The sequence below is a fragment of the Sinisalibacter lacisalsi genome, from assembly GCF_014640115.1.
GTDB lineage: Bacteria > Pseudomonadota > Alphaproteobacteria > Rhodobacterales > Rhodobacteraceae > Sinisalibacter > Sinisalibacter lacisalsi.
Map to the genome: position 1 here is coordinate 374,417 of NZ_BMGI01000001.1, position 17,898 is coordinate 392,314.

The window sequence follows — 17,898 nt, forward strand, 5'->3', positions numbered from 1 at the left end:
TGTGAATCATGCCGCGAGCAGTGCTTCCTGCGGCTTCATCGCCCGCGCGACGCGCACGGCGGAGGCGAAGCCGTCTTCATGGAACCCGTGCCGCAGGTAGGCACCGGCGAACCAGGTGTTGTTCTGACCCTGGATCGCATTGAGCGCGGTCTGGGCGGCCAGCGCGCCACGGTCGAACACCGGGTGGCGAAAGGTCACCTCGTCATAGGTCAGGTGCTCGGGGATCTCGCCCACGGGGTTCAACGTGATGAACAGCGGATCGTCCTCGGGGATGCCTTGAAGCCGGTTCATCCAGTAGGACACGCCGATCTTCGTTTCCTCGCCCGCGCCATCGGCCTTGTAGACCCAGGATGACCACGCGGATTTCCGGCGGGGCATCTGGGCTGGATCGCGGTGCAGGAGAACCCGGTTGTCCTGGTAGTTGAGATTGCCGAGCGCCGCGCGTTCGGAACTCGTCGGCGCCGCAAGCAGGCGCAGGGCATCGTCGGAATGCGCGGCGAAAATCACTTGGTCAAACACCTCCGGGGCGCTGCTTTCGGCATGAATGGTAACGCTTCCGAACTGCCGTTCCACCGATTTCACCGGTGTGCCGGTGCGAAGCGAGACGCCGCGCGTTTTCAGGTGATCGGCAAGGCGATTGACGTATTCGACCGAGCCGCCATCCACCGTCCACCACTGGTGCTGGCCGGTGGCGGAAAGCAAGGCGTGGTTGCGGAAGAAGGCGACGAGCGATTTCGCGGGAAAACCGCGGATGGCTGCGGGCGGGGTCGACCAGATCGCGCCGCAGATCGGCATCAGATAGTAGCGCTCGAACCAGTCGCCCAGCCCGAGACCATCGACGAGATCGCCGATCGTCACGTCGTCGGAGGTGGCGGCGGATTCGGCCTTCGCGTTGAAGCGCAGAATGTCGCGCACCATCCGCAGAAATTGCGGCCGGGCCACGTTGCCGCGCTGCGAAAAGAGCGCGCCGAGGCTCTTCAGCCCGTATTCCACCCGGCCGCCGTCGATGCTTGCACCGAACGACATGTCGGATTTTTTCACCGGCACGTCGAGCGCCTGGAACATCCGCGTGAGATTTGGGTAGTTGGCGTAGTTGAACACGATGAAACCGGTATCGACCGGCTGATCGCCCCGCTTTCCGGCAACTACCGTGCGCGCGTGCCCACCCAGGCGCGGCTCGGCCTCGTAGAGGGTGACCGCGTGATAAGGCGCGAGTTCGTAGGCGGCGGCAAGGCCTGAGATTCCGGCGCCGATGATGGCAATCCGCTGCGGGTTGGATACGGGGGCGTCGAACGACATGGTCACTCCATCGTGTTTGCTCCTCAGCTACGCCCCCGAACCTTCTGTAGATCATTTTTGATCCTGCTCTGGCATGCGCGCGTAGACACGGTATGCTGATGCTCAATGAAGCCCTTGCCCCCAATCCAGTCGCGGCCTCCAGGCCTGCGGGAAGCGAGCGAATCGTGACATCACAAGCCGAGCGGAACCGGTCCTATTCTGAGCAGACAGTCTGGATGCTGGCGATCCGCGATCAGCGCGACAAGGCGGCATTCGCCAAGCTGTTCGATCACTACGCCGCGCGGCTCAAGGGCTTCGTGATGCGCGCCGGCGCCCCGAAGGCGCAGGCGGAAGACATCGTTCAGGAGGTCATGCTCACGGTGTGGCGCAAGGCGCACCTGTTCGACCCCGAGCGCGCGCAGGTTTCCAGCTGGATTTACCAGATCGCGCGAAATCGGCAGATCGACGTGATCCGAAAGGAAGCGCGGCCCGTACCGGAGGCATTGGCGAATGAAGACGAAAGCGATGATGGGCCCGATGCGGGCCAGGTGATCGCGCTGGAACAGGAAACCGACAAACTGCGGCAGGCGCTTGAAAAGCTGGCTCCCGCACAACGCGAAATGATCGAGCGCGCCTATCTCGGGGATTTGACCCACACCGAGATTCGCGAGGCAACCGGGCTGCCGCTCGGCACGATCAAATCCCGTATCCGGCTTGGTCTCGAACGGCTGCGGCACGAGTTGAAGGACTTGAGACAGGAATGAACGCGAACATTTCTCACCATATTCCGAGCGAGATTCTCGCGGCCTATGCCGCCGGGTCTCTCGGGCAGGCGTTTTCGCTCGTCGTCGCGGCGCATGTGTCGTTGTGCGACGAGTGCCGGGCCGAACTGGCCGCACACGAGGCGGCCGGCGGCGCTGTGCTGGATACCACGGCAGCGGCGGCGGTTTCGCCCGACCTGTTTTCCCGGGTGCTCGATCACCTCGATGATCCGGTTGAACCCGAGCCTGCCCCCCGTGCGCGCGATGGCGTTTTCCCCGGTCCGATCATGGATGCCCTCAAGGGCAAGGCGCCGCGCTGGAAATCGCTCGGCGGCGGTGTGAAGCAATGCCTGATCGGCGGCGATACCGACGGCCTTTCGCGTCTGTTGTTCATCCCGCCGAAAACCGCGGTGCCCGATCACGGCCACCACGGCACCGAGCTGACGCTGGTGCTGCAAGGCGGATTTGCCGACGAGACCGGGCATTTCGATGTTGGCGACGTTGAGGTCGCCGATGCTGATCTGGACCATACGCCGGTGGCCGACGCCGGCGCCCCCTGCATCGTGCTTGCCGCCACCGACGCGCCGCTCAAGTTCAACACCTTCCTGCCGCGTCTTCTGCAGCCGCTGTTCGGGATCTGACGCTCTGGCATTCGGCGGTGCTTTCGGGCAGACACGGGTTGTCTGAACGGAGGGGCCGCGATGGCGAATTTCGAGACTGTTCCTGGCAAAAGCAGCTATGACGTCGTCATCGTCGGCGGCGCGATCATGGGCGCGAGCGTGGCCTGGTTCCTCGCGTCCAACCCCGCCTTCGACGGACGCATCCTGGTGGTGGAACGGGATCCGAGCTATTGCCAGAGTTCCACCGCGCTCAGCAATTCCTGCATCCGCCAGCAGTTTTCCAGCGAGATCAACGTGCGCATCAGCCAGTTCGGCGCGCGCTATTTGAAGGCGTTTCGCGAAGAGATGGGCGACGAGCGCGTGCCCGATATTCACACCCATTTTTTCGGCTACATGTATCTTGCAGGAAACGAGGATTTTGCCGCGCACCTGCAAAAAACAGTCTCTATGCAAGCTGAACTCGGGGCCGGGTCGCGGATCATGACACCTGACGAGATCGCCGCAGCCTATCCGTTCTACCGCACCGACGACATCGTGCTTGGCGCGCATAACCTGCGCGACGAGGGTTATTTCGACGGCGGCACGATGTTTGAATGGTGGCGACGGCTGGCCCGGGAGCGCGGCGTGGAGTTCGTGACCGGCGATGTTGTCGGGATCGACGTGGAGGCCGGGCGCGCGCGGGCGGTGCGTCTCGCAAGCGGCGAGCGAATCGGCTGCGGCTGGGTGGTGAACGCCGCCGGGCCCCGTGCTGCGCGCGTGGCCGCCATGGCCGGGCGGGCGCTGCCGGTGGAGCCGCGCAAGCGTTACACTTGGGTGTTCGCGGCCGCGGAGCCGCTCGACCGCGCGCTCCCGCTCACCATTGATCCCAGCGGCGTGCATGTGCGCAGCGATGGCGGCTATTACATGGTCGGGGCGACGCCGGACGATGATCCGGCGGTGGAGCCCGACGATTTCGCTGCCGATCACAGCCTGTGGGAAGACAAGGTCTGGCCGGTTCTCGCGCATCGCATCCCCGCGTTCGAGGCGATCCGCGTGGTCAACGAATGGGTTGGGCATTACGCCTACAACACCCTCGACCAGAATGCCGTTGTCGGCCCCGACGACGAGGTTGAGAACCTTCTCTACGTCAACGGGTTCTCCGGCCACGGGCTGCAGCAATCGCCCGCGATGGGGCGCGGTATCGCCGAATGGATCACCACGGGCGGCTGGCAAACGCTTGATCTTTCGTCGCTCCAGATCGGCAGGATCCGGCGCGGTATTCGCCAGGATGAAGCGGCCATCATCTGAGCGTCGTTGACTTGCCGCGCGAGTCGGGTCCATAGTTATTTCAACGGTTGAAATAAATCAGCCGGACGGGAGGATGGATGTATCTCGGATTGGATCTCGGCACGTCGGGCCTGCGTGCCGTTCTCGTTGATGGCGAGGGCAGGGTGCTGGCCGCATCCGATCAGGCCTATCCCGTTTCGCACCCGCATTCCGGCTGGAGCGAGCAGGACCCGGCGGAGTGGATCGCCGCCACCGAACGCGCGCTGGATGCCCTGAGTCAGAGCCACCCCAAGGAGCTGGCCGCGCTCCGGGCGATCGGCCTTTCGGGCCAGATGCACGGGGCCACCCTGCTCGACGGCGCGAACGAGGTTCTGCGCCCCGCGATCCTGTGGAACGATACCCGCGCCGCGACCGAGGCCGCCGCGATGGATGGCGATCCGGCCTTCCGCGCGATCAGCGGCAATATCGTGTTTCCCGGCTTCACCGCGCCGAAGCTCGCATGGGTGCAGGTGCATGAGCCGGAGATTTTCGGCCGCGTCGCCATGGTGCTCCTGCCCAAGGATTACCTGCGCCTCTGGCTGACAGGTGACCACGCGTCGGATATGTCCGACAGCGCCGGCACCTCGTGGATGGACACCGGCAAACGGGCCTGGTCGACGGACCTGCTCGGGAAGGCGGGGATGCGGCTCGATCAGATGCCGCGCCTCGTGGAGGGTTCGGAAGTTTCCGGCACGTTGCGCCGCGAGGTGGCAAAACGCTGGGGGCTTTCCGAAAGCGTCAAGGTGGTGGGCGGCGGTGGCGACAATTCCGCCTCGGCCTGCGGCGTGGGCTGCTTCGACGAGGGCGACGGTTTTGTTTCGCTCGGCACATCGGGCGTTTTGCTCGCCGCCAAGGCGGGTTTCGCGCCCAGCCCGGAAACGGCGGTGCACACCTTCTGCCACTCGGTGCCTGATACCTGGTACCAGATGGGCGTGATCCTTGCGGCCACCGATTGCCTGAACTGGCTGGCGGCCCAAACAGGCACTAAACCGGCGGAATTGAGCGCACTTGTGGGCGACAGGATCGACGGGCCGGGCAGCATTCGCTTCCTGCCCTACCTCTCGGGCGAGCGCACGCCGCATAACGATGCGCGCATTCGCGGGGCCTTCGTGGGGCTTTCCATCGGCGACGGCCACAAGGAGTTGACGCAAGCGGTGATGGAAGGCGTCGCCTTCGCGCTCAAGGACAATCACGAGGCGCTGAAAGCCACCGGCACCACGCTCAACCGCCTGCTGGCGATCGGCGGCGGCTCCAAATCCGACTACTGGGTCGAGCTGATCGCCACGCTCCTCGGTGCGCCGATCGACCTGCCCGAGAAGGGCGAGTTCGGCGCGGCGCTGGGCGCGGCGCGGCTCGCCATCGTGGGCGATACGGGCGCGGCACCCTCGGAGGTGATGACGCGCCCCGCCGTGGCGCGCACGATCCAGCCGCGCGCCGATCTTGCCCACGCCTATGACGAATCTTACGCGCAATATCGCGCGCTCTATCCTGCTTTGAAGGAGATCACATGAGCACCGGATTTTTCCCCGTCGAGCGCATTCCCTTCGAGGGGCCCGACAGCACCAACCCGCTCGCCTTCCATCATTACAATCCCGACGAGATGGTGATGGGCAAACGGATGGAGGATCACCTCCGCTTCGCCGCGGCCTATTGGCACAGCTTCGCCTGGGAAGGGCTCGATCCCTTCGGCGGGCGGACGTTTGACCGGCCATGGTATCCGCAGGACGCGATGGAGAATGCCAAGCTCAAGGCCGATGTGGCCTTCGAGATGTTCTCGGCGCTGGGCGTGCCGTTCTACTGCTTCCACGATGCCGACGTTCGGCCTGATCTTGGCAATTTCCGCGAAAACACCCGCGCGCTGGAGGAAATCACCGACATTTTCGCGCAGAAGCAGGAAGAAACCGGCGTGGGCCTGCTTTGGGGCACCGCCAACCTGTTCAGCCACCGCCGCTTCATGTCGGGCGCCTCGACCAACCCGGACCCGGAGGTGTTTGCCTATTCGGCGGCCACGATCAAAACCTGCATGGACGCCACGAAGAAGCTCGGCGGCCAGAATTACGTGCTCTGGGGCGGGCGCGAGGGCTACGAGACGCTGCTCAACACCGATCTCAAGCGCGAAGACGCGCAGATGGGCCGGATGCTGAACATGGTGGTCGAGTACAAGCACAAGATCGGCTTCAAGGGGCAGATCATGGTCGAACCCAAGCCGCAGGAGCCCTCGAAGCACCAGTATGACTATGACGTGGCCACGGTTTACGGCTTCCTCAAGCGCCACGGGCTGGAGAACGAGGTGGTGGTGAACATCGAGCAGGGCCACGCGATCCTTGCCGGCCACAGCTTCGAACACGAGATCGCGCTGGCCAATGCGCTCGGCATTTTTGGCTCGATCGACATGAACCGGAACGATTACCAATCGGGCTGGGATACCGACCAGTTCCCCAACAACGTGCCCGAGGTGGCACTGGCCTATTACCACATCCTCAAGGCTGGTGGCTTTGGCAATGGCGGCACCAATTTCGATGCCAAGCTGCGGCGTCAGTCGCTCGATGCGGAAGACCTGCTGCACGGCCATATCGGCGGGATGGATACTTGCGCGCGCGGCCTCAAGGCCGCCGCCGCGATGTTGGAGGACGGCACGCTCGACGGTTTCGTCGAAGGTCGCTATTCCGGCTGGAATAGTGACACATGGCAGGCCGTTCTCGCGGGCAAGTCGAGCCTCGAGGAGCTGGCCGCGAAGGTCGAAGCCGAGGGCATCGAACCGGAGCCGCGCTCGGGGCGCCAGGAATACCTCGAGAACGTCGTGAACCGGTTTGTCTGAGCGATGATCGTCCGCGGCCATACCCATATCCATGGCCGGGCGGTCGACGCGGCCCGGCTCGCCACGGGCAACATGGAGGTGACGCTCCTGAGCTATGGTGCGATCACACGCGATTGGCGGATCGGCGGGCGCTCGATGATCCTCGGCTATGACGACCCGGCCGATTATGGCGATGATCCGTTTTTCCTCGGAATCATCGCGGGCCGGGTGGCGAACCGGATCGCGGGCGGGCGGTTTTCGCTTGATGGCGCTGATGTGGTGCTGCCGCTCAACGACGGGGCCAATCACCTTCATGGCGGCCCCCGGGGGCTTGGCAAGCGGCACTGGCAGATGGAGGCCGATGCTTCCGCCAACGCGGTGCGACTCACGTGCGTCAGTGGCCACGGCGATGGCGGCTATCCGGGGCGGGCGGCGTTCGAGGTGGTGGTGAGCCTTAGCGAGACTCGCCTCACCTACGAAATGCGCGCCGAGGTGGACCGGCCAACGCCGATCAACCTCGCCCAGCACAATTATTACAACCTGACCGGCGGTGAGATCTGGGATCACGAATTGCAGATCGCGGCGGACGAGTATCTGCCCATTGACGAGGGCAGCATCCCGCTGGGCCATGCCGCGCCCGTTTCGGGCACGATCCGCGATTTCCGCGCATCCCGGCGGATCGGCGCGGCCGATGCCGCCCACGAGGGGATCGACCATTGCATGGTTCTTACCGGCGATCAGCCCGCCGCCGTGCTGACCGCGCCCGGTGCGCCAACCCTGCGGTTCTTCACCGATCAGCCCGGGCTTCAGTTCTACACGGGCAAATACCTCGCTGGCGCACACGAGCCCTTCACCGGGATCTGTCTCGAACCTCAGGGCTTCCCCGATGCGGTGAACCAGCCCGGCTTCCCTTCGCTGATCGTGACGCCCGACGCGCCCTATGTTCAGCGGCTTTCGATCGAGGTGGATTGATGCGGTTCATCCTGCCCTTTGTGATGATCGCGGGGCTGGCCGAAGCGGCGGAGTTGCCTCCGCCGATCACCGACGCCGATTACATGGAAACCACGCCCGAAGCCGTCGCCCTCGGGCAGCTCCTGTTCTTCGACCCGATCCTGTCGGGCTCAAAAACCGTGGCCTGTTCCACCTGCCACCATCCCAAATTCGGCACGTCCGACGGGCTTTCGCTCGGTCTTGGCGACGGCGGCGCGGGGCTCGGGCCGGATCGCCGCGCGCTGGGCGAGAATTATCCCGAAAAGCGCATCCCTCGTAACGCGCCGGCGATGTTCAATCTCGGGGCGAAGGAATTCACCCGGATGTTCCACGCCGGCCGGCTCGAGGCCGACCCGACCAAACCCGGGGGCATCCGCACACCGCTCGGGCAGGAAATGGTCGAGGGGTTCTCGGGCGTGCTTTCGGCGCAGGCGATGTTTCCCGTGCTTTCGGCCGACGAGATGGCGGGGCATTACAGCGAGAACGAGGTCAGCCAGGCGGTTCGGCTGGGAATGCTCACCGGCGAGGGCGGCGCGTGGGATCTGATCTCGAATCGGGTGGAAGCGATCCCCGAATACCGCGCGAAGTTCGATGCCGTGATCGGAGATGCGCCGATAGATTTCACCGATATTTCCGATGTCATCGCCGAGTTCATCGCCTTTGAGTGGCGTGCCGATGAAAGCCCGTTTGATGCACATTTGCGTGGAATAGAGCCACTTTCAGGCCCGGCGCTGGATGGGATGGAGCTGTTTTACGGCAAGGCAGGCTGTGCCGATTGCCACGCGGGCAAGTTTCTGACCGACCACGCGTTTCACGCCATCGCCATGCCCCAGATCGGGCCGGGCGCGGTGGCGCGGTTCGAGACCCATACGCGCGACATCGGGCGGCTGCGGGTTACCGGAAACCCGGATGATATCTACCGTTTCCGCACGCCATCCTTGCGCAACGTCGCCCTCACGGCGCCCTATGGGCACAGCGGGGCCTATGCCACGCTCGAAGCCGTGGTCCGCCACCACCTCGATCCGGTGAAATCGCTGTTCAGCTACGATATCTCGCAGGCGATCCTGCCGAAATTGGAGGGCGCGGAGGAAAAAGACACCGCGATCCTGGCTGACGCGCGAGAGATCGCGGCGATCGCGGAGGCGAACGAACTGGCGCCGACAGACCTGACCGATGATGAGGTGGCGGCGATCCTGGCGTTTCTCGAAAGCCTCACCGACCCGGGAAGCCGCGAGGGACGGCTGGGAATCCCGGATCGTGTGCCGAGCGGCTTGCCGGTCGAGTAGCCGTCAAAGCTGCTCGATGGAGAGGCCGTTGGAGAGCCGCGTTACGCGGACGATGCCATTCGCATCCACACTCACCCAATCCGATACGCTGCCGTCGGGCCAGATAACCCGCAGGTCGGCCTTTTCGACCGCGCCAAGGCCGAAATGCTCGGGCACTGCCCTTCCACCGGCGTGGCCGCCGCCCACGGTGATTTCGCGGCTGTGAACGCGCCCGCCTGCACGAAGCTCGATCCAGGCGCCCACGGCATGAGTGTTGGGCCCGGGCTGGGCGAGGGCGACCTGAAGCCAATGCCCGGCTTCCCCGGCGCCGTTTTCGTAAACCTCGAGCGGAACGCGGCGGTTGACCACGGCGAGATCGAGCTTGCCGTCGAGGTTCAGATCCACCAGCGCCGCACCGCGCGAGCGCGCCATGCTGGCCACCCCGGCCTCCACCGAGATCTCGCGAAACACCCCGTCTTCGCCCTGAATCAGCAGCGAGTTCGGGTCTTCCATCGCGTTCGAGGGCATCTGCTCGACATTGCCCTTGGCGATGAAGGCATCGTCGCGGGCATCGTTGTTCACGTCGCCGAAGGCGATGTGCCAACCGGTCGAGGGCCGGCCATCGTCGCCGAGGTGCGGGCGCTGGGCGGTGGTGCCAAGGTCGAAGGGCGCGGGCACCCAGGTGGGACCATCTCCGTCGCGGATCTGGAACAGCTGGTCGGCCATTGAGGAAAGATAGACCTCCGGCAACCCGTCGCCGGTGATATCGCGCGAGGCGATGCCCATGCCCCAGAGCGAGTAGGAGCGCCAACCCTCGTCGGCGGAATAGAGTCTCGGCGTGGCTTCCATGGCCCAGAGCTGCTCCTCGCCGCCGCGCACGTAATAGTGCCGGTCGTTGCTCAGGCGCAGATCGGCGCGGCCCTGCCGGTTCCAGTCGGAGAACAGCGCCGAGAGCGCGCAATAGCCGGGTTCGAGCCTGATTGGCTCGGAATAGACACTGTTTTTCGGCCGATAGAGATGGTTCACATCGCAGGCCTCGAACGGGCCCTCGGGGTTCGTGCGATCGACGTAATTGCCAAAGGCAAGCGTGGGCAGGCGCTGGCCTTGTTCCCACGTGGCGGTGAAGGAGGTGGTCCAGCGATCGTCGGACCGAAAGCCGAGTTCGGGGCCGAATGGCGCAAAGCTGCACGCGGCGCCGCCTTTCAGCAGCAGGTTCTGGCCCACCCGCAACACCGCGAGATCGAGCCGCCCGTCGCCGTCGATATCGAGGGGATAGGCGCCGATCACGCCGGTGAGCGAAAGCGCCTCGGGGGTGGCGGAGCGAAACCGGGTGGCACCGCCCCGTGTTTCGGTTTCGTTGAGAAACAGGGTCGCGTCGTTGCTGCCCCCGGCGACGAAAAGTTCGGGGAAAAGATCGTCGTTGCAATCGAAGGCGGCGACGCCGCCGCCGACAAAATGCTCCCACCCGCCGGCATAGACGTGATCGGGCACCGACACCGGGCGGAACGCCGGGTCTGCCAGCGCGATGCCGGGTAACAGGATCAGGGCCGCAACATGCTCACGCATCTGTCGTCAACCTCCGCACGGCGAGTTCGGTGACGCCTTCCATCGCATAGGCGGCGGCGCCCTTGGCCCACATCGAATCGCCCCATTTGTGGATACGAACCTCCGGCGGCGGCGCGTCGACCTGCACCACCTCGTCGCGCATCGCGGCGATAACGTCGTCGGAATAGAGAAAATCGCGGCTCATGCGTTCGCCCGAAAGGATGATCAACTTGGGATCGAAGATGTTGACGATGTTGGCCAGGCCCATAGCGAACATGCGGCTTGCCCGGTTGAGGATGGTATGGGCGGTGTGTTCGCCCCGGTGCGCCGCGGCGAACAGGGTTTCGAGCCGCTCGGACCGGCTTTTTCCCGCGATGCCGGGCAGCGAAACATCGGCCTCCCGCAAGAGCGCGTAGTCCGACACGTAGGCTTCGAGGCAGCCCCGCTGACCGCAGCGGCAAAGGGCGCCATCAAGGTGCACCTTGGTGTGGCCGAACTCGGCGCCGCAGCCGCGCGTGCCACGATAGATCCTGCCGTCGATCACGATGCCCATGCCGACGCCCTGTTCGATGGTGATGACGATGAAATCGCTCACCCCGCGGGCCTCGCCGAAGAGCTGTTCGGCCTTGGCGACGAGGTTGGCGTCGTTGTCGATGAACACGGCCATCGGCAGCGCCGCTTCGAGCTGATCGCGCAGCCGCACGTTGCGCTCGGTGAGCGAGGGCGACCAGTGCACAAACCCTTCCGGGGCGTCGATCGTGCCGGCCAACCCCACGCCGAGGCCCGAGATATCGGCCGTCTTGCGCCCGATCTTCGCGGTGATCGCATCGAGCGCGCGCCTGATATCGACGATCAGGGTCTCGGGCGAAAGCTGCTGCTCGGAAAGCTCGGCCTCGTGCTCGGCGACGGTGGTGCCCTCGAAATCGATCAGAACGAGGCTCAGGGTGCGGAACGACACCTTGACGCCGGCCACGAGATGCGCCGCGCCACGCACCCGCAGCGCCACCCTCGGCCGGCCCCGGCCGGTAGATTCCCGGTCTTCCTCCGGGGCGACCTCTTCGATGAGGCCCGCGCCGATGAGTTCTGAGGTGATCGCTGTCACCGTCGCCGGGCTGACCCCGGTTTCCTGGGCAATGTCGATCCGGGCGATCTGGCCCGCGCCGCGAATCACCGCCACCACCTGCTGACGGTTCAACTCGCGCTGGTCCGGGCCAGCGGCGGGCCTGTCTTGCCTTGCCACGGGCGCTCCTCCCTCGTTTTTGATCCGCTTATCACAATTTGCGGGATTCGGTGCGTTATTTATTTAGACCATAAAAATAAATGTGCTACGATTCTCTCATCGTCTGCGAATCCCTGCTCGGGGGATATCTCGTATGACGCCATATTTGGGAGGAAAACATGAAGAAAACTGTGGTTTTCGCCGCGGCGTTCCTTGGCGCTTCGATGGCGACTTCGGCTATTGCCCAGACCGTGGGCGTGAGCTGGTCGAACTTTCAGGAAGAACGCTGGAAGACGGATGAAGCGGCGATCGTTGCGGCTCTTGAAGCCGCCGGCGCGACCTACATTTCCGCCGACGCGCAATCGTCGTCGGCCAAGCAGCTGTCCGACATCGAAAGCCTCATCGCCCAGGGCGCCGACGCGCTGATCCTGCTCGCGCAGGACACCCAGGCGATCATTCCCGCCGTGCAGGCCGCGGCCGACGAGGGTATTCCGGTTGTCGCCTATGACCGCCTGATCGAAGACCCGCGCGCGCTCTACATCACATTCGACAACGTCGAGGTGGGCCGCATGCAGGCCCGTGCCGTGCTTGAGGCAGCGCCGGAAGGCAACTACGTGATGATCAAGGGGTCGCCGACCGATCCGAACGCCGACTTCCTGCGCGGCGGCCAGCAGGAGATCCTGCAAGACGCGATCGACAGCGGCGCCATTACCATCGTGGGCGAAGCATACACCGATGGCTGGCTTCCGGCGAACGCCCAGCGCAACATGGAGCAGATCCTGACCGCGAACGACAACGACGTCGATGCCGTCGTGGCGTCGAACGACGGCACCGCCGGTGGCGTTGTCGCGGCGCTCACCGCGCAGGGCATGGAAGGGATCCCGGTTTCGGGTCAGGACGGTGACCACGCCGCTCTGAACCGCGTTGCCAAGGGCACCCAGACGGTTTCGGTCTGGAAGGACGCACGTGATCTCGGCAAGGCCGCGGCCGAAGCCGCAGTCGCCATGGCGAGCGGAACCGCCAAGGAAGACATCGAAGGTGCGATGGAATGGACCTCGCCGTCGGGCACGACGATGACGTCGATCTTCCTCGCCCCGGTGCCGATCACGCAGGACAACCTCCCGCTCGTGGTGGATGCCGGCTGGATCAGCCAGGAATCCCTGTGCCAGGGCGTCGAGGGCGGCCCGGCCCCCTGCAACTGATCGCCTGATCAACCGACCTTCGAAAAAGTCCGGCCCCCACCCTTAGCGGGGTGGGGGTCCGCCTGCACCGGGATCATGCCATGACCGATTCGACCTCGTACGACCCGTCGGAACCCGCGCGGACAAAGAGAAACCTGTTCCAGAACCTGGAAATAGATACCCGGCTGCTGGGCATGATCGGCGCCTTCCTGGCGATCGCCATCGTGTTCAACATCATGACCGAGGGCCGGTTTCTCACCCCGCGCAACATCTTCAACCTGACGATCCAGACCGTATCCGTCGCCATCATGGCCACCGGCATGGTCTTCGTCATCGTCACCCGCCACATTGATCTGTCCGTCGGTGCGCTGCTCGCGACGGTCTCCGCCACCATGGCGGTGACCCAGACCGACCTGCTGCCGGACCTGCTCGGCCTCGAACTGGGCTCGCCCCTGATCGCGCCGATCACCATCGTTGTCGGGGCCATCGTCGGCACCATCATCGGCGCCTTCCATGGCTACCTGATCGGCTACCTGGCGATCCCGGCCTTCATCGTTACGCTCGGCGGGCTTTTCGTCTGGCGAAACGTCGCCTGGCATATCACCAGCGGCCAGACCGTTGGCCCGCTCGATCCTCAATTCGTATCGCTGGGCGGAATCGACGGAACGCTTGGCGAAACCGGATCGTGGATTTTCGGTGCGCTTGCCGCCCTGTTCACGCTCTATCTCCTTTTCGGCGCAAGACGCAGGAAGGTCGGCCACGGCTTTCCGGTGAAACCGATCTGGGCCGAGATCCTGATCGCCGGGGTTTCCGTGACAGCGATCCTCGGGTTCGTCTGGATCCTCAATTCCTACGACATTCCCGACCGGCGTCTTGAGCGCATGTTCGAAGCGCGCGGCGAGGTCATGCCGGAAGGGTACACCGCCGGCTACGGTGTGCCGCTCTCGGTGCTGATGCTGATCATCATCGCCACGGCGATGACGGTGGTGGCGCAGCGTACGCGGCTCGGCCGATACATCTTCGCGGCCGGGGGCAACCCCGAGGCTGCGGCGCTCTCGGGCATCAACACCCGTCTGCTGACAGTGAAGGTCTTCGCCATCGTCGGCTTCCTCTGCGCCCTCTCGGCCGTGGTCGCCAGCGCGCGGCTCAACTTCCATTCCAACGACGTGGGCACGCTTGACGAGTTGCGCGTGATCGCGGCTGCCGTGATCGGCGGAACCGCGCTTTCGGGTGGGATCGGCACGATCTACGGCGCGATCATCGGTGCGCTCATCATGCAGAGCCTGCAATCGGGCATGGCCATGGTCGGGGTCGAAGCGCCCTACCAGAACATCGTGGTCGGCATCGTCCTGGTTCTGGCCGTCTTCATCGACATCGTCTACCGCAATCGGACGGGAGTTTGACCATGGCAGACACGAGCATTGACAGGAGCGGCACGCCCCTTTGCGAAATGCGCGACATGCAGAAGGCATTCGGCGGTATCCGCGCGGTCGACCATGTGACCGTTGATGTCTATCCCGGCGAGGTGGTTGGCATCCTCGGGCACAACGGTGCCGGCAAATCGGTGTTGATGAAGATGCTCTCGGGCGCCTACCAGCGCGATGGCGGGCAGATCTTCGTCAACGGCGAAGAGGTTCAGATCAACAACCCCCGCGATGCGCGGCGCTACAACATCGAGACGATCTACCAGACCCTCGCGCTGGCCGATAACCTCGACTCCGCGTCGAACCTCTTTCTCGGGCGCGAACTCACCACGCGGCTCGGGTTTGTCGACGATCCCCGGATGGAAGCCGAGACGCGCAAGATCATGTCGCGACTGAACCCGAACTTCCGGCGTTACTCGACCCCCGTGGCCGGTCTTTCCGGTGGCCAACGGCAATCGGTCGCCATTGCCCGCGCGGTGTATTTCGACGCCAAGATCCTGATCATGGACGAGCCGACGGCGGCACTGGGCGTGGAGGAAACCCGCATGGTGGCCGAACTGATCGGCGAGCTGAAGCGGCAGGGGATCGGGATTTTCCTGATCGACCACGACATTCACCAGGTGAAGCAGCTTTGCGACCGGGCCAGCGTGATGAAGAACGGGCGCCTCGTCGGCACGGTCAACGTCGATGAGGTGACCGAGGACGACCTGCTCGGCATGATCATCCTCGGCAAGAACCCCAAGGAAGACGCGGCCTGAAGTGGCGCGGCTTCGCCGGCCGGCGTTCCGGGCAGCAGCGGCAAACAGACGCGCCCGGTTCGGGAGCTTTGCTGACGGTGTTGGCAAATTCCGTTTGAAATCCTCCGGTAGCCCCTTACTGTTGCCCGCAGCTTGGGCCGGTGTGACGCCTGCCCGAGAACAATCGCTATGAACAAGACCAAAGATCGGAGGAGGATCTCAATGGAGCGTCGTAAGTTTCTGACCGGTGCCGCTGTCGGCACCGCCGGGGCGGCTCTTGCCGCACCCGCTGTTGCGCAGGACCGTATCACCTGGCGCATGGTGACGACCTGGCCGAAAAACTTCCCGGGCCTCGGTGTCGGCGCACAGCGCCTTGCCGACCGCATCACCGCCGCGACCGACGGGCAACTGACGGTTCAGGTTTACTCGGCTGGCGAAATGGTGCCGCCGCTGCAAGCCCTTGATGCCGTGATCGACGGTTCGGCCGAAATGAGCCACGGTGCCGCCTATTACTGGCAGAACAAGTCGGTGGGGCTGTCGTTCTTCACCGGCGTGCCCTTCGGCATGACCTCGCGTGAACTGACGGCCTGGGTGCGCTTCATGGGCGGCCAGGAAGCTTGGGACGAAATCTATGACCAGTTCGGCGTTCAGGGCTTCCTCTCGGGCGATACCGGAACGCAGGCTGGCGGCTGGTTCCGCAACGAGATCAAGAGCCTCGACGACGTTCAGGGCCTGCGCTTCCGCACGCCCGGCCTCGGCGGGCAGGTCTGGTCCCGCCTCGGCGCGTCGGTGACGAACATGGCCGCTGGCGAGATCTTCCAGGCGCTGCAGAACAACACGCTCGATGCGGCGGAGTTCGTCGGCCCCTACAATGATCTCGCGCTCGGCTTCTACCAGGTGGCCAAGCACTACTACACCTCGTCCTTCGTCGAGCCCGGCCTCGCCACCGAGCTTGTCGTCGACAAGGCGAAGTACCAGGCGCTTCCGGCCAACCTTCAGGCGATCGTGCGCGACGTCTGCCAGGCGGAATACGATGAGGTGGCATCCGACATGTATGCCAACGATCCGCGCGCTCTCAAGACGCTCGTCAACGAGCACGGCGTGCAGACCTATGCGTCGTTCCCGGACGATCTCCTCGAAGCGGCCGGTACCGCCGCGGAGGAAATCCTGACCGAGATCCGCGAAGGTGGCGATGCGCTGACGAAGAAAACTGCCGAAAGCTACATCGCGGCGCTCAACATTCTGCGGACCCGCACGGAAGGCACCGACATGGGCTTCATCGAAGCGCGTCGGAAGTACTTCTCGCTGTCGTAATCGCAGCTTGCACGATCAGAATGAAAAGGCCCGGAGCATGCTCCGGGCCTTTTTCGTCGGGAAGCGTCAGTGCCTCATCGCAAGATGCCCGGAAGCCATGTGACGATTTCGGGGAAGATGAACAGCATCGCGATGACCGTGATCTGAAGAAAGACGAACGGGATCGCGCCACGATAGATCTGGCCGGTCGAAATGCTGCCCGGCGCAACGCCGCGCAGGTAGAACAGCGCGAAGCCGAATGGCGGCGTCAGGAACGAGGTCTGGAGGTTCACCCCGACCATCACGCCGAGCCAGATCGGATCGAGCCCGAGATCGAGCAGGACCGGTGCGGTGATCGGGATGATGATGAAGATGATCTCGAAGGTGTCGAGGATGAAGCCGAGCACGAACATGATCGCCATCACCACGATCATCGCGCCGGTCACGCCGCCCGGCATGCCCGAGAGGAACTCGTGCACGAGGTTGTCGCCGCCCATCTGGCGGAACACGATCGAGAAGACGGAGGCGCCGAACAGGATGATGAACACCATTGCGGTGATCGAGGCGGTGGAAACCGCGACTTCGCGAACCACCCGGAACGAAAGCCGCCAGCGCAGGGCCGCGAGCACCGTCGCCCCCACGGCACCGACCGACGCGGCCTCGGTGGGGGTGGCGATGCCGCCGAGGATCGAGCCGAGAACGGCGATGATGAGCAGCAGCGGCGGCACCAGCGCCACGAGAATTTCTTTCCAGAGCTTCTGATCGGCATCGACGTTTGGCGTTGCCGGGCAGGATTCGGGATCGGTGACGGCCTTGAAGGCCAGGTAGGCCATGTAGACCCCGACGAGCAGGAGCCCGGGCAGGAAGGCCCCGGCGAAGAGATCGCCGACCGAGACCGGCGAGGGCGCGAAATTGCCCTTGGCCATCTGCACCTGCGCGTTGATGCCGGCGAGCATGTCGCCCATGAAGATCAGCACGGTCGAGGGCGGGATGATCTGGCCCAGCGTGCCGCTGGCGGTGATGACGCCGGACGCAAGCTTGGGATCATAGCCCGCCCGCATCATCGCGGGCAGCGAGATCAGGCCCATGGTCACCACCGTGGCGCCGACAACGCCGGTCGACGCGGCCAGAAGCGCCCCCACGATGATGACGGAAAAGCCGAGCCCGCCGCGCACCTTGCCGAAGAGTTTGCCCATCGTCATGAGCAGTTGTTCGGCGATCCGGGATCGTTCGAGCATGACCCCCATGAAAATGAACAGAGGCACCGCGACGAGCACCTCGTTTGTCATGAAGCCGATATAGCGATTGGCGAGCGCGCCGAAGTTCGATGGATCGAAGACGCCGAAGCCGAGGCCGACCATCGCGAAGATCAGCGAGGTGCCTGCCAGCGTGAAAGCCACCGGAAAGCCCAGCATGAGCATGCCGATGACGCCAAGAAACATGAGGCCGGCGAGAATCTCGCCAATGAGAACAGGGTCCATGC

The 17,898-nt window shown here is 64.4% G+C and carries 15 protein-coding genes; 11 read left to right on the forward strand and 4 right to left on the reverse strand.

The genetic code is table 11. The features are described 5' to 3' along the window. Positions 1 to 6: 6 nt before the first annotated feature. Positions 7 to 1,299, reverse strand: a complete 1,293-nt coding sequence (locus IEW01_RS01775; protein ID WP_188525884.1) for an NAD(P)/FAD-dependent oxidoreductase — start codon at positions 1,297 to 1,299, stop codon at positions 7 to 9. A gap of 92 nt (positions 1,300 to 1,391) precedes the next feature. On the opposite strand from IEW01_RS01775, the gene IEW01_RS01780 reads away from it, so the two are divergent. From IEW01_RS01780 to IEW01_RS01810, 7 genes are all read left to right on the forward strand, one after another. Beyond that, entirely contained in the window at positions 1,392 to 2,042 is a 651-nt protein-coding gene (locus IEW01_RS01780) for a sigma-70 family RNA polymerase sigma factor (protein ID WP_438810808.1), read from the forward strand. After that, positions 2,039 to 2,680, forward strand: coding sequence for a ChrR family anti-sigma-E factor (locus IEW01_RS01785; protein ID WP_188525885.1), 642 nt, complete (start codon positions 2,039 to 2,041; stop codon positions 2,678 to 2,680). The genes IEW01_RS01780 and IEW01_RS01785 overlap by 4 nt, the downstream gene beginning before the upstream one ends. Positions 2,681 to 2,740: 60 nt before the next feature. Next, the gene (locus IEW01_RS01790) at positions 2,741 to 3,946 is read left to right on the forward strand and encodes an NAD(P)/FAD-dependent oxidoreductase (protein ID WP_188525886.1); all 1,206 of its coding nucleotides are present in this window, start codon (positions 2,741 to 2,743) and stop codon (positions 3,944 to 3,946) included. A 77-nt stretch (positions 3,947 to 4,023) separates the two neighbouring features. Beyond that, positions 4,024 to 5,475: a xylulokinase gene (gene xylB / locus IEW01_RS01795; protein ID WP_188525887.1), complete on the forward strand. Its 1,452-nt coding sequence runs from the start codon at positions 4,024 to 4,026 to the stop codon at positions 5,473 to 5,475. Next, a complete protein-coding gene (gene xylA / locus IEW01_RS01800) occupies positions 5,472 to 6,782 on the forward strand; it encodes a xylose isomerase (protein ID WP_188525888.1) in 1,311 nt (436 codons plus the stop codon). The genes xylB and xylA overlap by 4 nt, the downstream gene beginning before the upstream one ends. A gap of 3 nt (positions 6,783 to 6,785) precedes the next feature. Then, positions 6,786 to 7,733 carry an aldose epimerase family protein gene (locus IEW01_RS01805; RefSeq protein WP_188525889.1) on the forward strand — a complete coding sequence of 316 codons (948 nt, stop codon included), beginning with the start codon at positions 6,786 to 6,788 and terminating at the stop codon, positions 7,731 to 7,733. Next, on the forward strand, positions 7,733 to 9,037 hold the full coding sequence (locus tag IEW01_RS01810; RefSeq protein ID WP_188525890.1) for a cytochrome-c peroxidase: 1,305 nt from the start codon (positions 7,733 to 7,735) through the stop codon (positions 9,035 to 9,037). The genes IEW01_RS01805 and IEW01_RS01810 overlap by 1 nt, the downstream gene beginning before the upstream one ends. Before the next feature lie 3 nt (positions 9,038 to 9,040). On the opposite strand, the gene IEW01_RS01815 is transcribed toward IEW01_RS01810, so the two are convergent. Together IEW01_RS01815 and IEW01_RS01820 are read right to left on the reverse strand one after the other, a co-directional pair. Next, on the reverse strand, positions 9,041 to 10,582 hold the full coding sequence (locus tag IEW01_RS01815) for a CRTAC1 family protein (RefSeq protein ID WP_188525891.1): 1,542 nt from the start codon (positions 10,580 to 10,582) through the stop codon (positions 9,041 to 9,043). Beyond that, positions 10,575 to 11,801 carry an ROK family transcriptional regulator gene (locus IEW01_RS01820; protein ID WP_188525892.1) on the reverse strand — a complete coding sequence of 409 codons (1,227 nt, stop codon included), beginning with the start codon at positions 11,799 to 11,801 and terminating at the stop codon, positions 10,575 to 10,577. The genes IEW01_RS01815 and IEW01_RS01820 overlap by 8 nt, the downstream gene beginning before the upstream one ends. A 158-nt stretch (positions 11,802 to 11,959) precedes the next feature. Between IEW01_RS01820 and xylF the strand changes: the two genes are divergently transcribed. The 4 genes from xylF to IEW01_RS01840 all read left to right on the forward strand — a co-directional run bounded on the left by xylF (position 11,960) and on the right by IEW01_RS01840 (position 16,436). After that, entirely contained in the window at positions 11,960 to 12,982 is a 1,023-nt protein-coding gene (xylF, locus tag IEW01_RS01825) for a D-xylose ABC transporter substrate-binding protein (RefSeq protein WP_188525893.1), read from the forward strand. A gap of 80 nt (positions 12,983 to 13,062) precedes the next feature. Continuing rightward, a complete protein-coding gene (locus IEW01_RS01830) occupies positions 13,063 to 14,364 on the forward strand; it encodes a sugar ABC transporter permease (RefSeq protein ID WP_188525894.1) in 1,302 nt (433 codons plus the stop codon). Between the two features lie 2 nt (positions 14,365 to 14,366). Next, positions 14,367 to 15,143 (forward strand): ATP-binding cassette domain-containing protein, encoded by a 777-nt coding sequence (locus IEW01_RS01835; RefSeq protein WP_188525895.1) that lies wholly within the window; start codon positions 14,367 to 14,369, stop codon positions 15,141 to 15,143. Positions 15,144 to 15,344: 201 nt separating this feature from the next. Beyond that, positions 15,345 to 16,436, forward strand: coding sequence for a TRAP transporter substrate-binding protein (locus tag IEW01_RS01840; protein ID WP_188525896.1), 1,092 nt, complete (start codon positions 15,345 to 15,347; stop codon positions 16,434 to 16,436). Between the two features lie 74 nt (positions 16,437 to 16,510). Here the strand turns inward: IEW01_RS01840 and IEW01_RS01845 are convergent, their stop codons facing one another. Then, a complete protein-coding gene (locus IEW01_RS01845; RefSeq protein ID WP_188525897.1) occupies positions 16,511 to 17,896 on the reverse strand; it encodes a TRAP transporter large permease in 1,386 nt (461 codons plus the stop codon). Between the last annotated feature and the right edge of the window lie 2 nt (positions 17,897 to 17,898).

Coding starts and splice junctions, on each gene's coding strand:
- IEW01_RS01805 (WP_188525889.1), top strand. CDS start 6,786: ATGATCGTCCGCGGCCATACCCATATCCATGGCCGGGCGGTCGACGCG.
- IEW01_RS01775 (WP_188525884.1), bottom strand. CDS start 1,299: ATGTCGTTCGACGCCCCCGTATCCAACCCGCAGCGGATTGCCATCATC.
- IEW01_RS01840 (WP_188525896.1), top strand. CDS start 15,345: ATGGAGCGTCGTAAGTTTCTGACCGGTGCCGCTGTCGGCACCGCCGGG.
- IEW01_RS01790 (WP_188525886.1), top strand. CDS start 2,741: ATGGCGAATTTCGAGACTGTTCCTGGCAAAAGCAGCTATGACGTCGTC.
- IEW01_RS01785 (WP_188525885.1), top strand. CDS start 2,039: ATGAACGCGAACATTTCTCACCATATTCCGAGCGAGATTCTCGCGGCC.
- xylB (WP_188525887.1), top strand. CDS start 4,024: ATGTATCTCGGATTGGATCTCGGCACGTCGGGCCTGCGTGCCGTTCTC.
- IEW01_RS01835 (WP_188525895.1), top strand. CDS start 14,367: ATGGCAGACACGAGCATTGACAGGAGCGGCACGCCCCTTTGCGAAATG.
- xylF (WP_188525893.1), top strand. CDS start 11,960: ATGAAGAAAACTGTGGTTTTCGCCGCGGCGTTCCTTGGCGCTTCGATG.
- IEW01_RS01845 (WP_188525897.1), bottom strand. CDS start 17,896: ATGGACCCTGTTCTCATTGGCGAGATTCTCGCCGGCCTCATGTTTCTT.
- xylA (WP_188525888.1), top strand. CDS start 5,472: ATGAGCACCGGATTTTTCCCCGTCGAGCGCATTCCCTTCGAGGGGCCC.
- IEW01_RS01830 (WP_188525894.1), top strand. CDS start 13,063: ATGACCGATTCGACCTCGTACGACCCGTCGGAACCCGCGCGGACAAAG.
- IEW01_RS01815 (WP_188525891.1), bottom strand. CDS start 10,582: ATGCGTGAGCATGTTGCGGCCCTGATCCTGTTACCCGGCATCGCGCTG.
- IEW01_RS01810 (WP_188525890.1), top strand. CDS start 7,733: ATGCGGTTCATCCTGCCCTTTGTGATGATCGCGGGGCTGGCCGAAGCG.
- IEW01_RS01780 (WP_438810808.1), top strand. CDS start 1,392: ATGCTGATGCTCAATGAAGCCCTTGCCCCCAATCCAGTCGCGGCCTCC.